The sequence below is a fragment of the Bradyrhizobium sp. IC3195 genome, assembly GCF_020193585.1.
GTDB classification, from domain to species: Bacteria; Pseudomonadota; Alphaproteobacteria; order Rhizobiales; family Xanthobacteraceae; genus Bradyrhizobium; species Bradyrhizobium yuanmingense.
Map to the genome: position 1 here is coordinate 101,470 of NZ_JADYVG010000003.1, position 13,285 is coordinate 114,754.

13 protein-coding genes are annotated in these 13,285 nt (G+C 63.3%); 8 read left to right on the forward strand and 5 right to left on the reverse strand.

Annotated elements, in window-relative coordinates; translation table 11 throughout:
- Positions 1–6: 6 nt before the first annotated feature.
- Positions 7–1,386 carry an LLM class flavin-dependent oxidoreductase gene (locus I6F09_RS07830; protein WP_225187813.1) on the reverse strand — a complete coding sequence of 460 codons (1,380 nt, stop codon included), beginning with the start codon at positions 1,384–1,386 and terminating at the stop codon, positions 7–9.
- Positions 1,387–1,691: 305 nt separating this feature from the next.
- Between I6F09_RS07830 and I6F09_RS07835 the strand changes: the two genes are divergently transcribed.
- From I6F09_RS07835 to I6F09_RS07860, 6 genes are all read left to right on the forward strand, one after another.
- On the forward strand, positions 1,692–3,089 hold the full coding sequence (locus I6F09_RS07835; protein ID WP_225187814.1) for a M20 family metallopeptidase: 1,398 nt from the start codon (positions 1,692–1,694) through the stop codon (positions 3,087–3,089).
- A gap of 87 nt (positions 3,090–3,176) precedes the next feature.
- On the forward strand, positions 3,177–4,088 hold the full coding sequence (locus tag I6F09_RS07840; protein WP_225187815.1) for an amino acid ABC transporter substrate-binding protein: 912 nt from the start codon (positions 3,177–3,179) through the stop codon (positions 4,086–4,088).
- A gap of 118 nt (positions 4,089–4,206) precedes the next feature.
- Positions 4,207–4,938 (forward strand): amino acid ABC transporter permease, encoded by a 732-nt coding sequence (locus tag I6F09_RS07845; protein WP_035997279.1) that lies wholly within the window; start codon positions 4,207–4,209, stop codon positions 4,936–4,938.
- 3 nt (positions 4,939–4,941) lie between these two features.
- A complete protein-coding gene (locus tag I6F09_RS07850; RefSeq protein ID WP_128266201.1) occupies positions 4,942–5,634 on the forward strand; it encodes an ABC transporter permease subunit in 693 nt (230 codons plus the stop codon).
- Between the two features lie 12 nt (positions 5,635–5,646).
- Positions 5,647–6,378, forward strand: a complete 732-nt coding sequence (locus I6F09_RS07855; protein WP_036036333.1) for an amino acid ABC transporter ATP-binding protein — start codon at positions 5,647–5,649, stop codon at positions 6,376–6,378.
- A 177-nt stretch (positions 6,379–6,555) separates the two neighbouring features.
- Positions 6,556–7,416, forward strand: a complete 861-nt coding sequence (locus tag I6F09_RS07860; protein WP_225187816.1) for a D-amino-acid transaminase — start codon at positions 6,556–6,558, stop codon at positions 7,414–7,416.
- Positions 7,417–7,549: 133 nt separating this feature from the next.
- Here the strand turns inward: I6F09_RS07860 and I6F09_RS07865 are convergent, their stop codons facing one another.
- The 3 genes from I6F09_RS07865 to I6F09_RS07875 are packed head-to-tail and all read right to left on the reverse strand — an operon-like array spanning position 7,550 to position 10,834.
- Complete coding sequence (locus I6F09_RS07865) at positions 7,550–8,011, reverse strand: carboxymuconolactone decarboxylase family protein (protein WP_225187817.1); 462 nt, start codon at positions 8,009–8,011, stop codon at positions 7,550–7,552.
- A gap of 26 nt (positions 8,012–8,037) precedes the next feature.
- A complete protein-coding gene (locus tag I6F09_RS07870) occupies positions 8,038–9,648 on the reverse strand; it encodes an MDR family MFS transporter (protein ID WP_225187818.1) in 1,611 nt (536 codons plus the stop codon).
- A gap of 4 nt (positions 9,649–9,652) precedes the next feature.
- Positions 9,653–10,834, reverse strand: a complete 1,182-nt coding sequence (locus tag I6F09_RS07875) for an HlyD family secretion protein (protein ID WP_225187819.1) — start codon at positions 10,832–10,834, stop codon at positions 9,653–9,655.
- 194 nt (positions 10,835–11,028) lie between these two features.
- Between I6F09_RS07875 and I6F09_RS07880 the strand changes: the two genes are divergently transcribed.
- A complete protein-coding gene (locus I6F09_RS07880) occupies positions 11,029–11,940 on the forward strand; it encodes a LysR family transcriptional regulator (protein WP_035997299.1) in 912 nt (303 codons plus the stop codon).
- Here I6F09_RS07880 and I6F09_RS07885 read toward each other — a convergent pair.
- The gene (locus I6F09_RS07885) at positions 11,924–12,160 is read right to left on the reverse strand and encodes a hypothetical protein (protein WP_225187820.1); all 237 of its coding nucleotides are present in this window, start codon (positions 12,158–12,160) and stop codon (positions 11,924–11,926) included. The two genes, I6F09_RS07880 and I6F09_RS07885, sit on opposite strands and share 17 nt — an antisense overlap.
- A gap of 100 nt (positions 12,161–12,260) precedes the next feature.
- Between I6F09_RS07885 and I6F09_RS07890 the strand changes: the two genes are divergently transcribed.
- Positions 12,261–13,280, forward strand: coding sequence for a DUF3616 domain-containing protein (locus I6F09_RS07890; RefSeq protein WP_225187821.1), 1,020 nt, complete (start codon positions 12,261–12,263; stop codon positions 13,278–13,280).
- Positions 13,281–13,285: the final 5 nt, after the last annotated feature.

The window sequence follows — 13,285 nt, forward strand, 5'->3', positions numbered from 1 at the left end:
TTCCGCCTACCCCTTCTTCCCCACGCGATACTCCGCCGCGGGATGCGGCGCGTCGAGGCGCGCGCGGCCCTCGCCGAACAGTTTTTCCCGCAACGTGCCCTTGGCGTACTCGCTCTTGTACCTTCCGCGCCGCGTCAGCTCGGGCACCAGCATGTCGGCGATATCCTCGAAATCGCCGGGCGAGATCGCGAAGGCGACGTTGAGGCCGTCGACGTCGGTCTTCTCGAACCAGTCCTCGATCTTGTCGGCGACCATCTCGGGCGTGCCGACCACGACCGGGCCGGCGCCGCCGATGCCGACATGCTCGATGACGTCGCGCACGGTCCAGACGCGGTCAGGGTCGGCGCGGGTGACGTTGTCCATGGCGCTGCGGCCGGCATCGTTCTGGACGTGGCGCACCTGCTGGTCGAGGTCGTAGCCGGAGAAGTCGACGCCGGTCCATCCCGACATCAGCGCCAGCGCGCCTTCTGGGCTGATGTGGCGGCGGTAGTCGGCGTATTTTTCCTTCGCCTCGGCTTCCGTCCGTCCGAGGATGATCGTCATCATCGAGAACATCAGGATCTCCGCCGGATCGCGGCCGAGTGCGGCCGCCTCCTGCCGGATCGCGGAGACGCGCGGCGCGATCACCTTGGCTGACGGTCCCGACATGAACACGCACTCGGCGTGCCTGGCCGCGAACTGCCGGCCGCGCGGCGAGGTGCCGGCCTGGTACAGCACGGGCGTGCGCTGCGGCGAGGGCTCGCTGAGGTGAATGGTGTTGTTGATGCGGTAGTTCGCGCCCGCATGATTGACGCGATGAACTTTTGCCGGGTCGGTGAAGATGCCGCGCTTGCGGTCGCGCAGCACGGCATCGTCCTCCCAGCTGCCTTCCCAGAGCTTGTAGACGACCTCCATATATTCGTCGGCGATGTCGTAGCGGTCGTCATGGCCGGTCTGCTTGTCCTTGCCGGCACCGCGCGCGGCGCTGTCGAGATAGCCGGTGACGACGTTCCAGCCGATCCGCCCCTCGGTGAGGTGATCGAGCGTCGACATCCGCCGTGCGAACGGATAGGGCGGCTCGAAGGACAGATTGCTGGTGACGCCGAAGCCGAGATTTTGCGTCACCGCCGCCATCGCCGACAGCAGCAGCAGCGGCTCGTTCGACGGCGTCTGCGCTGCATTGCGCAAGGCTGCGTCAGGGCTGTTGCCATACACGTCATAGACGCCAAGCACGTCGGCCAGGAACAGCCCGTCGAAACGGCCGCGCTCCAGCGTCTTGGCGAGATCGATCCAGTAGGACAGGCGGTTATACTCGGCGGTACGGTCGCGCGGATGGGTCCACAGGCCCGGTGACTGGTGTGCGACGCAATTCATCGCAAAGGCGTTGAGCCTGATCTCTTTGGCCATGCTGGTCCCTCGGCGCCCTGTACTGAGCGCTCTTCGAATGATAGATGTGCGCCCCAACTTGGCGAAGTTCTTGCATATAATTGGCCCTTGGCAAGGGCCAAGATAGAAGGCTTGCGCTTGGCAAAGCCAAAGTCAGCGTCGCAGCTGTGCCTGGCAAGCCAGTCTCAAGGAAGCAAGAACGAAATCCCAAGAGGACCACGAGAAGAGACCTACAAGAAGCGAACTACAAGAACTATCCGAGTCCCCGCCACTTTCGAAGGCCAACCCGCCTCGGGTAAGGTCCTTCACAGTCTCGAAAAGCAAGTATGACCAGAGCCGACGCCATCGCCCGCGCCCGTGAGGATTTCAACTCCGGCGCGTTCCTCGCTGAACTCGACCGCCGCGTCGCCTACAAGACCGAGAGTCAGAATCCGCAGCGCGGCCCCGAGCTGCGTGCCTATCTGGAGCAGGAGATGCAGCCGGCTTTCGCCGCGCTCGATTTTTCCAGCCGCATCGTCGAATCCCCGAGCGGCAAGGCGCCATTCCTGTTCGCCGAGCATCACGAGAGCGCCTCGCTGCCGACCGTGCTGGTCTACGGCCATGGCGATGTCGTCGACGGCATGGAAGGCGAGTGGCGTGATGGCCGGGATCCCTGGCGCACCAATGCTTCCGGGACGCGCCTCTATGGCCGCGGCACCGCCGACAACAAGGGGCAGCACAGCATCAATATGGCCGCGCTGCGTGCGGTGCGCGAGGCGCGCGGCGGTAAGCTCGGCTTCAACGCCAAGTTCATCATCGAGATGGGCGAGGAGATCGGCTCGCCCGATCTCGGCAAGGTCTGCGATCTCCATCGCGACGCGCTCAAGGCCGACCTGTTCATGGCCTCCGACGGGCCGCGCCTCTCGGCCGATCGGCCGACGCTGTTTCTCGGCTGTCGTGGAGGCATCCGCATCCATCTCGACGTGAACTTGCGCGACGGCGGTCACCATTCCGGCAATTGGGGCGGCGTGCTCGCCAACCCCGCGACCATCCTGGTCAACGCGATCTCCACCCTGGTCGACGGCCACGGCCGTCTCCAGCTCGATGCCTTGAAGCCGCCGCGGCTGACCAACCAGATCCGCTCCTATCTCGCCGACGTCGAGGTGGTGCCGACTGCGGACGAGCCGGCGCTGGCCGAAAATTGGGGCGAGGAGGGTCTATCGGCCGCTGAACGGCTCTACGCCTGGAACACGCTGGAAGTGCTGGCGATGTCCTCAGGCAATATCGAGAAGCCGGCCAACGCGATTCCGGGCCAGGCCAATGCCGTGCTGCAACTGCGTTTCGTGGTCGGGACGAAGGTTGAGGGGCTGATCGACGCTGTCCGCGCGCATCTGGTCGGACGCGGTTTTCCGATGGTCGAGGTGCGCGCGGCGCAGAGTTTTGCTGCATCGCGCACCGATTTCGACAGCCCGTGGATCAAATGGGCGGCGGATTCGGTGCGAGAGACCACCGGCAAGGCGCCGGCCGTGCTGCCGAATTTCGGCGGTTCGCTGCCCAACGACGTGTTTTCCGAGATCCTGGGACTGCCGACGATCTGGGTGCCGCATTCCTATCCCGGCTGCTCCCAGCATGCGCCCAATGAGCACATCCTGCTGCCATTGACCGAAGAGGCCTTGACGGTGATGGCCGGGCTGTTCTGGGATCTCGGCGAGTTGCCAAAGCCACCGACTGGCCCGTTAACCTGAGCCGATGATCCAGCCGAAAGTTACATTCTAATCCGGCCCGATTTGTGCTTGCATCCGGGCCGCATCATCCGAAAGGGGAAGAAAAACGTGAAACATTTCCGTCACATCGGACTCGCGCTCGCCGCGACCTTCGTCGTCAGCCAGGCCGGGGCCCAGGAGCTGACCGGCACGCTGAAGAACATCAAGGACACCGGCGCCATCACGCTCGGTTTCCGCGATTCCTCGATCCCGTTCTCCTATCTTGACGACAACCAGAAGCCGGTCGGCTTCGCGATGGACATCTGCTACAAGATCGTCGAGGCCGTGAAGAAGGAGCTCAAGCTCGACAAGCTCGAGGTCAAGCTCAACCCGGTGACCTCGGCGACCCGTATCCCGCTGATGGCCAACGGCACCATCGACCTCGAATGCGGCTCGACCACCAACAATGCCGAGCGCCAGAAGCAGGTCGCCTTCACCAACACCCACTACCTGACCGCCAGCCGCTATGTCTTCAAGAAGTCGAGCGGCCTGAAGTCGATCGATGACCTCAAGGGCAAGACCGTGGTCTCGACCGCCGGCACCACCAACATTAAGCAGCTCACCGAAGCCAATGTCGCCAAGGGCCTCGGCGCTAACATCATTCCGGCCAAGGATCATGCCGAAGCCTTCCTGATGGTCGAGACCGACCGCGCGGTCGCCTTCGTCATGGACGACATCTTGCTGGCGAGCCTCGTCGCCGGTTCGAAGAACCCGGACGACTACGTTATCTCCAAGGACGCGTTCTCCAAGCCCGAGCCCTACGGCATCATGCTGCGCAAGGACGATCCCGCCTTCAAGAAGGTGGTTGATGCGGCGACCGCCGCGCTCTACACCTCCGGCGAGGCCGAGAAGATCTACAACAAGTGGTTCACCCAGAAGATCCCGCCGAAGGGCCTGAACCTCAACACGCCGATCTCGGCCGAGCTGAAGAACGAGTTCGCCAAGCCGACGGACTCGCCGAACCCGGACGACTACAAGTAAGATAAAACCTCGATTTTTCGATCGGGATCATGTCCGGCCACTCTTGACACCAGGGTGGCCGGACATTTGCATAGGCGCTCAAGACGTCCAATGACGGGCGCGTTCGCGCGGGGGACACGTGAACTACAACTGGAACTGGGGAATCTTCTTCCAGCCGAATCCGATGGGGACCGGCACCTACCTCGACATGCTGCTGTCGGGGCTGGCGCTGACCCTCAAGACCGCGGCGCTGGCCTGGGTGATCGCGCTGATCACAGGCTCGATCGTCGGCGTCATGCGCACGCTGCCGTCGAAGGGCGCCAATTGGTTCGGCTTCGCCTACGTCGAATTCTTCCGCAACATGCCGCTTCTGGTGCAGCTCTTCCTGTGGTTTTTCGTGCTGCCGGAAATTCTGCCGAGGGCGGCCGGGCTGTGGCTGAAGCAATTGCCGAACGCGCCGTTCTGGACGGCGGCGATCGGGGTCGGCTTCTTCATGTCGGCGCGCGTAGCCGTGCAGCTGCAGGCCGGCATCTCCTCGCTGCCGCGCGGGCAGAAGATGGCGGCGACTGCGCTCGGCCTGACCACCGTGCAGGGCTATCGCTACGTGCTGCTGCCGATGGCCTTCCGCATCATCCTGCCGCCGCTGACGTCTGAATTCCTCAACACCATCAAGAACACCGCGGTCGCCATCACCATCGGCCTGCTCGAGCTGACCGGACAGGCGCGCTCGATGCAGGAATTCTCGTTCCAGGTGTTCGAGGCCTTCACCGCCGCGACCATCCTCTATCTCCTCGTCAACGCCGTCGTCGTGACCGCGATGCGCTTCCTCGAGCGCTGGGTCGCGATCCCCGGCTACATCACGGGGAAATAAGCGATGTTCGGCAATCTCGATTTCGATGTCATCCGCCGCGCGCTGCCGTATCTGTTCTACGAGGGCATGACGTTCACGCTGACGCTGACCTTCCTCGCAGCTCTCGGCGGCCTAGTCTTCGGCACGGCGCTCGCCCTGATGCGCCTGTCCGGATTCAAGATTCTGGGCCGCATCGCCGGCATCTATGTCGACTTCATGCGCTCGCTGCCGCTGGTGCTGGTGATCTTCTGGTTCTACTTCCTGGTGCCCTATATCGGGCAGTGGGTGACAGGCGCCTCGCGTCCGATCAGCGTCGGCGCGTTCACGTCCTCGCTCGTCACTTTCATCATGTTCGAGGCGGCATATTTCTCCGAGATCATGCGCGCCGGCATCCAGTCGATCTCGCGCGGCCAGCCGGCCGCGGCCAGCGCGCTGGGGCTGACCTACGCGCAGACCATGCGCTACGTCGTGCTGCCGCAGGCCTTCCGCAATATGCTGCCGGTGCTGATCACGCAGACCATCGTGCTGTTCCAGGACACCTCGCTGGTCTACGTCCTGTCGATCACCGACTTCCTGGGCGCGGCGAGCAAGGTGGCGCAGCGTGACGGCCGCCTGGTCGAAATGTATCTGTTCGCCGCCGTGGTCTACTTCACCATCTCCTGTATCGCGTCCTACGGCGTCCGCCGCCTCCAGGCGCGCATCGCCATCATTCGCTAGGGCTCCCCGCTCATGATCGAAATCAGCCACGTCAACAAATGGTACAGCCCCACCTTCCAGGTGCTGACCGACTGCACCACCAATGTCACCAAGGGCGAGGTCGTCGTGGTCTGCGGCCCCTCCGGCTCGGGCAAGTCGACGCTGATCAAATGCGTCAATGCGCTGGAGCCGTTCCAGAGCGGCGACATCCTGGTCGACGGCACCAAGGTCAACGATCCCAAGACCGATCTGCCGAAGCTGCGCTCGCGCGTCGGCATGGTGTTCCAGCATTTCGAGCTGTTTCCGCACCTTAAGATCATCGACAATCTCTGCCTGGCGCAGGAGAAGGTGCTGGGCAGGGGGCATGACAAGGCGCAGGCCAAGGCCGTGCAGCTGCTCGAGCGCGTCGGCTTGAAGGAGCAGGCGCAGAAATTCCCGGCGCAGCTCTCCGGCGGCCAGCAGCAGCGCGTCGCCATCGCGCGCGCGCTCGCAATGGATCCGATCGTGATGCTGTTCGACGAGCCGACCTCGGCGCTCGATCCGGAAATGGTCAGCGAGGTTCTCGACGTCATGGTCGATCTCGCCCGCGAGGGCATGACCATGATGGTCGTCACCCACGAGATGGGTTTTGCCCGCAAGGTCGCCAACCGCGTCATCTTCATGGACCGCGGCGAGATCGTCGAGGACGCAGCGAAGGACGATTTCTTCGGCAAGCCCCGCAGCGACCGCGCGCAGAAGTTCTTGTCGAAGATTCTGTCGCATTAACTCCTCTGTCATTCCGGGACGCGCCTTGGCGCGGGCCCGGAATCCATAGTCACCAGCCGGGGTTATGGATTCCGGGCTCGTCGCTTCGCGCCGCCCCGGAATGACAAATAGAGGGATGATCCGTCCCTCTAACTGGCGTATAAGCGCGCCAAATTCCCCCTCCCCAGGAGATCTGCCTTGGACTCGATCGCCTACGTCAACGGCTCATTCGTCCCGCTCTCGGAAGCCAAGATCTCGGTGCTCGATCGCGGCTTCCTGTTCGCCGACGGCATCTACGAGGTCTCGGCCGTCCTCGATGGCAAGCTGGTCGACAATGCTTCGCATCTGGCGCGGCTGGAGCGGTCCGTCGGCGAGATCAAGTTGAAGCTGCCGGAGACCATCGAGCGCATCACCGAGCTGCAGAAGGAGCTGATCGCGCGCAACAATCTCGTGAACGGCCTCGTCTATCTCCAGGTGACGCGCGGCGCCGACAAGGGGCGCGACTTCCCGTTTCCCAAGTCCGACGTCAGGTCGAGCCTGGTGATGTTCACGTCCGAGAAGGACATCATCAACGCCGCGGTGGCCAAGACCGGCATCAATGTCATCACGGTGCCCGACATCCGCTGGGAGCGGCGCGACATCAAAAGCGTGGCGCTGCTGGCGCAGGTGCTGGCAAAGCAGGCCGCTGCGGAAGCCGGCGCCGGCGAAGCCTGGATGCTGCAGGACGGCTATGTGACCGAAGGCGGCTCGTCCACGGCATTCATCCTGACCAAGGATGACGTCATCGTCACCCGCCAGAACTCCAACGCGATCCTGCCCGGCTGCACCCGCAAGGCCGTGATTGCGCTTGCCGAGGAGCGCCAGCTGCGCGTCGAGGAACGCTCCTTCACGGTCGCCGAAGCGCTCGCCGCCAAGGAAGCCTTCATCACCAGCGCATCCTCCTTCGTGCAGCCGGTGGTCGCCATCGACGGCAAGACGATCGGCGACGGCAAGCCCGGCCCGATGGCGACGCGCCTGCGCGAGATCTACGTGGACTTCGCCAAGGCGACGGCGGTGTAAGCGGCATAGGTAGCTGTCGTAGGGTGAGCAAAGGCGCGCTTGCGCCGTGCCCACGCCTTCTCACGTTTTTGCTGAAGAATGGTGGGCACGCTTACGCTTTGCCCACCCTACGAGACCGTCCGTTGCCGTCGGTTTAAGCCACTGACGCCTTCACCTTCACCGAATGCACGGCGCGGAACGCGATCGCGATCCTGTTCCAGGCGTTGATGGCACCGATCAGCATGGTCAGGTTCACCGTCTCCTCTTCGGAGAACTGCGCGCGGACCTGTTCGTAAGTCTCGTCTGGCGCATGCGTCTCGGCGATCAGCGTCACCGCTTCGGTCCAGGCCAGCGCGGCGCGCTCACGGCCGGAATAGAGCGGGGATTCGCGCCAGGCGTTGAGCAGGTAGATGCGCTGCTCGGTCTCGCCGCGCTTGCGGGCGTCCTCGGTGTGCATGTTGATGCAGAAGGCGCAGCCGTTGATCTGCGAGGCCCGGATCTTGACCAGCTCGATCAGCGATTTCTCCAGGCCGGTCGACTGGATCTGCTGCTCAAGCGCCACCAGCGCTTTGATCGTATCGGGCGCGGCCTGGTAGTAGTTCATGCGGGGCTTCATGGTCGTTCTCCTTTTCTTTGGTTGGGTCAGTGGGCTCCGCCGGCCGAGACTTGGCCGGGCCTCTTCAGAAAGAATACGGCGATGAGAGCGACGATCAGCGCCATTCCGAGCAGGTAGAACGTATCGCTGAAGGCGAAGATATAGGCCTGCTTCTGCACGGTATGGCCGATCGCGACATAGGCGCGATGCGCGGCGTCCGCACGGTCGATAACGCCGTGATTGACGAAATATTGCGTGAGCTGCTCGAGCCGCGTGCGCGTGGCCTCTTCGAACACAGAGACCGACTGCATCAGCACGTTGGAGTGATATTGCTCGCGCTTGGACAGCACGGTTTGCAGCAGCGCGATGCCGACGGCGCCGCCGAGATTGCGCATCATGTTGAACAGGCCCGAGGCCGAGCCCGCATTCTCCGCTTCGATGCCTGCGGTCGCGACCGCCGACAACGGCGCCATCACCAGCGCCTGGCCGATGGCGCGCACGATATTGGGCCACAGCAGCTGGTCGGCGGCATAGTCGTTGGTCATGTTGATGTTCATGAAGTTGGATGCTGCGAACAGAACGAAGCCGACGCCGATGATGATCCGCGCATCGAACTTCTGCATCAGGCGCGGCACCAGCGGGATCAGCACGAGTTGCGGCAGCCCGGTCCAGGCCAGCACCATGCCGATCTGCTCGGCATTGTAGCCCTGAATACGCGCCAGATATTGCGGCAGGATGAACACGGAGCCGTAGAGTGCAATGCCGAGCAGGAAGTTCGCGAGCATGCCGAAGCCGAAATTGCGGCGCACGAGCAGACGCAGATTGAGCAGTGGCTTCTTCACCGTGAGCTCGATGATCAGGAATGCCGTCAGCGCAACAGCGGCGATGATCGAGAGCTTGACGATGAACGGCGAGCCGAACCAGTCGTCCTTGTTGCCTTCCTCCAGCACAGTCTGGAGCGCGGACAGGCCGATCGCCATGGTGATGATGCCGGCCCAGTCGCCCTCGCGAAGCAGCGCCAGCTTCATCGGCTTGGGCTCGAGCGCGTACCAGAGCATGCCGACCATGATCGCGCCGGGAACCAGGTTGACGTAGAAGATGTATTGCCAGCCGAAATTCTCGGTGAGATAGCCGCCGATGGTCGGGCCGATCGCCGGCGCGAAAGTCGCCGACAGCGCGAACAGCGCAAGGCCGACCGGCTGCTTGGCGCGCGGCAGCAGCATGATGATCAGCGTGAAGGCCATCGGGATCAGCACGCCGCCGGTGAAGCCCTGGATGGCACGCAGCACGATCATCTGCGACAGATCCTGCGCCAGTGCGCAGGCCGCGGACAGAACCAGGAACAGGATCGCGTTGGTGAGGAGATAGATGCGGATCGAGAACACCTGCGCGAGCCAGCCCGACAGCGGGATGACCACGATCTCGGCGATCAAATAGGAGGTCGAGATCCAGCCGCCGTCGTCGATGCCGGCGCCGATCGCGCCCTGGATGTCCGCGAGCGAGGCGTTGACGATCTGGATGTTCAGAACCGCCATGAAGGCGCCGAGCGTGGCGCCGATCACCGCGATCCAGGTTTTTGTCGACACCGCGGGCGCGAGGGGTGCAGCGGGGGCGGGGAGGCCGGCAGCGGCGTCGACCGTTGGTTGGAGCGTGCTCATGGTTTCAACCGCCATTCGCGCGGGACGTACTGCCGGCGAGACGCTTGGCCGTCTCCCGCTCGGCCAGCACTGCCTGTTTGGTGTCGACGGTCGGCACCGCAGACATGCCGGGCCGCAGCAAGCCGGTGAGGCTGTGGTCGTCGAGCACGATCTTCACCGGAACGCGCTGCACGATCTTGGTGAAGTTGCCGGTGGCGTTGTCGGGCGGCAGCAGTGCGAATTCGAGCCCGCTCGCCGGCGACAGGCTGTCGACATGGCCGCGCAGGCTGATGTTGCGGAAGCTGTCGACGTGCAGCTCGACCGGCTGGCCCGGCCGCACATGCGTGAGCTGGGTCTCCTTGAAATTGGCGACGACGTAGACGGCGTCGAGCGGCACCACCGCCATCAATTGCGTGCCGGCCTGCACGTATTGGCCGACACGCAAGCTGCGGGCGCCGACCGTGCCGTCCACCGGCGCGATGATCTCGGTATAGGACAGGTTCAGCGCCGCCTGCTGCGCGACCGCGCGGGCGCGTTCGAGCTGGGCGGTGGCCTGAGCGCGCTGGGTGGTGAGCACGTCGACCTTGCGCTGCGCGGCGACGAGGCCGGACTTGGCATGCTGCAATTGCGCACTGCTGGCGCGCAGCGCCGCGTCGGTCTGCTGCGCGCGCTGGATCGTGCCGGAGCCCGACTTCATGAGGTCGTCGTAGCGGGCGCGCTCCTCCTGCGCGAATTTCAGATTGGCTTCTGCAGCGGCGACGTCGGCGGTGCTCTGTTCAATGATCGGCTGCTGCAGTTCGAGCTGGGCGTCGATGTTGCGGACCGAGGCTTCGCCGGCAGCGACGTCGGCTTTCGCCTGGTCGAGTGCCGCCTTGAAATCGCGGTCGTCGATCTTGGCCAGCAGCTGGCCCGCCTGAACCTTCTCATTGTCGCCGACCAGCACCTTGGCGATGTAGCCGGAGACCTTCGGCGCGACGATCGTGGAGTCCGCCTTCACATAGGCGTCGTCGGTGGATTCAAGGTAGCGGCCGTTAGCCCAGTAATCGTGTCCGTAGTAGGCCATGGTCGCAGTGCCTGCGAGCAGCGCGAGCACCAAGGCCGCGCGCCGGACCCTGTTCCGCGCCGGGATAGCGGACGGCGCCTTGGCGTAATCGCGCGTGATTTCAGTGGCTTGCTGGAAGGTCTCAGTGCGGGGCATTTCGGACATTGCAGTCTCCTGTCGGCTCGCTGAGACTATCGGTCTTGCTGGCCCGGATGATAATCGGCTAGATTCTGGAAGGATTATCCATTCAGGGTGGATAATCTGAGCGGTCACCCTGGCTCGTGATGTTTACCGGGGCAGGCGCGCGGCTACGCCAGCGCGATTGCTGCTGAGGCGCACATCCCAGTGCAAGGAAAGCCATGGATCGACTGACCAGCCTCGAAGTGTTCAGCCGGGTGGTCGAGACCGGCGGCTTCTCCGCAGCAGCCCGCAAGCTCAACATGTCGACCACCATGGTGAGCAATCACGTGCAGGCATTGGAAGACCGGCTCGGGGTGCGGCTGCTTCACCGCACCACGCGCAAGGTCAATCTGACCGAGATCGGGAAGGCCTATTACGACCGCTGCGTCCAGATTCTCGCCGATATCGAACAGGCCGACGACATCGCGAGCGAATTGCAGTCGGTGCCGCGCGGCACGCTGCGCATTCACGTCGCCACGCACATGGTGCCGTTCGTCGCGCCGATTGCGGCCAAACTGCTGTCGACCTATCCGGAGCTCAAGATCGATCTGCGCATGGGCGAGGCCGAGGTCGACCTCATCGAAGAAGGCTATGACGTTGCCCTGCGCATGACACAGCCACCGGATTCAAGCCTGATCGTGCGCAGCCTTGCCACCTGGCGCCACGTGCTGTGCTGCTCCCACGATTACATCGAGAAGCACGGCCGGGTGCAGAAGCTCGACGAGCTCACCGGGCACAATTGTGGTCGGCACTTGAACTATCCGTTCGGCGACGAATGGCGCTTCCTCGATCGCAAGGGCACGCCGGCCTCGGTGCGCGTCTCCGGCAGCTTCGTCACCAATAGCGGAGAAGCGCTGCGCGAGGTCGCGCTGGAGGGCGCCGCAATCTGCCTGATGGCGGGGTTCCTCATTCAGGATGATCTCGAAGCTGGCCGCCTCGTGCGCCTGTTGCCGGAATATCGGACGGTCGAGCTCTCCATGAACGCGGTCTATCCGCATCGTCATCATCTGTCGGCGAAAGTGAGGACCTTCATCGACCTGCTCGTGCACCACAGCGCCGAGCAGCAGAAGCTGATCAACCCGTATTCATGAGACCTTTCACCGCCGGCTCCACGTGCGGCAGAAAGCGTGTTGACAACGCCGAGTTGTCTGCAACAATACAACCTGAGATATGAATGATGTATTTGGGACCGAGGCATTCGGTTCGATCCTTTTTTGATACGACGTTTCGTCCAGGCCAGGTTTCTAGCTTCTCCTCTTCCATCTGTTGCTCTTCCATGTTTGACGGATCGACCGGCGGCAAGCCGGTCAACGTTCGCTTGCGTGAGAGCTTCGCAAGGGATTGGCGGCATCATCCTGTGATGGAGCTGGATGGCTTGGTCTGGCCCGACTGCCGCTCTAGGGAGGCTTCGATGACCATTGCCAGAACAGGATGGATTGCGACTTTGCTGCTCGGCCTCGTGATGGCGGGTGGCGTGCAGCCTTCTCCTGCTGCGGCCGACGATGCGTGGCCGGTCAAGAACAAGCTGATCGGCAAGGACGGAGGCAAGTCGAAGGATGTCAGCGGCATCGCCTGCACGACCGCTGATGGGTTTCCCCGTTCGTGCCTCGTTATCGACGACAATCTCCAGGGCGCTCAATTCATCGAATTGACCGACGGCAAGCTCGTCGCCGGAAGCCCCGTGAAGTTGATCGACAACACGTTCAATGGCAAGGCGCTCGAACTTGATGGCGAGGGCGTCGCCTTCTCCAAACGGCAGTATTACGTCATCGGCTCGCATGGTCATCCGCGGGACAAGGACCACAAGCTCGACCCCAAGAAAGATGTCGATAAGATTCGGGCCAGGATTGCCGCAAGCAGCCAGATCGTTCGGTTCCGCACGACGGGGGCAGATGGCAATGCGTCGGGCCTTGAGCGTACGGGGCAATTGCGAGAGGTCATCGCGGCCGAACCTGCGCTTCTCGAGTTCATGGATATCAGGCTGGAGAAGAACGGCTTGACCATCGAGGGCGTGGCGATCAAGGACGATCGGACGTTGCTCGCAGGATTCCGGGGCCCCGTCTTGAACGACAATCGCGCCGTCGTCCTCTCGGTAGAGATAGACGCGCTGTTCGGTGATCGAAAAAGCACGACTCACCGGCTGTTCCGACTTCCGCTCGGTGACAACAGGGGTGTACGCGATCTCGCCGCGTTCGGCGATCGCACCCTCATCCTGGCCGGTCCTGTTGCGGACGGGCCGGGAGCCTACGCAATATATTCTTGGGACGGAGCGTCCGAGACCGTACGGCTATTGAAGGAACTCCCGTTCGATCCAAAGCGAAAGCCGGAGGGACTGCTGCCGTTGGGCGCGACTTCCGCCGGACTGCGGGTCCTGATCGTATTCGACAGCGATAAGGAAGGTACGCCCACCCCCATCGAAATACCACGATGAACGGG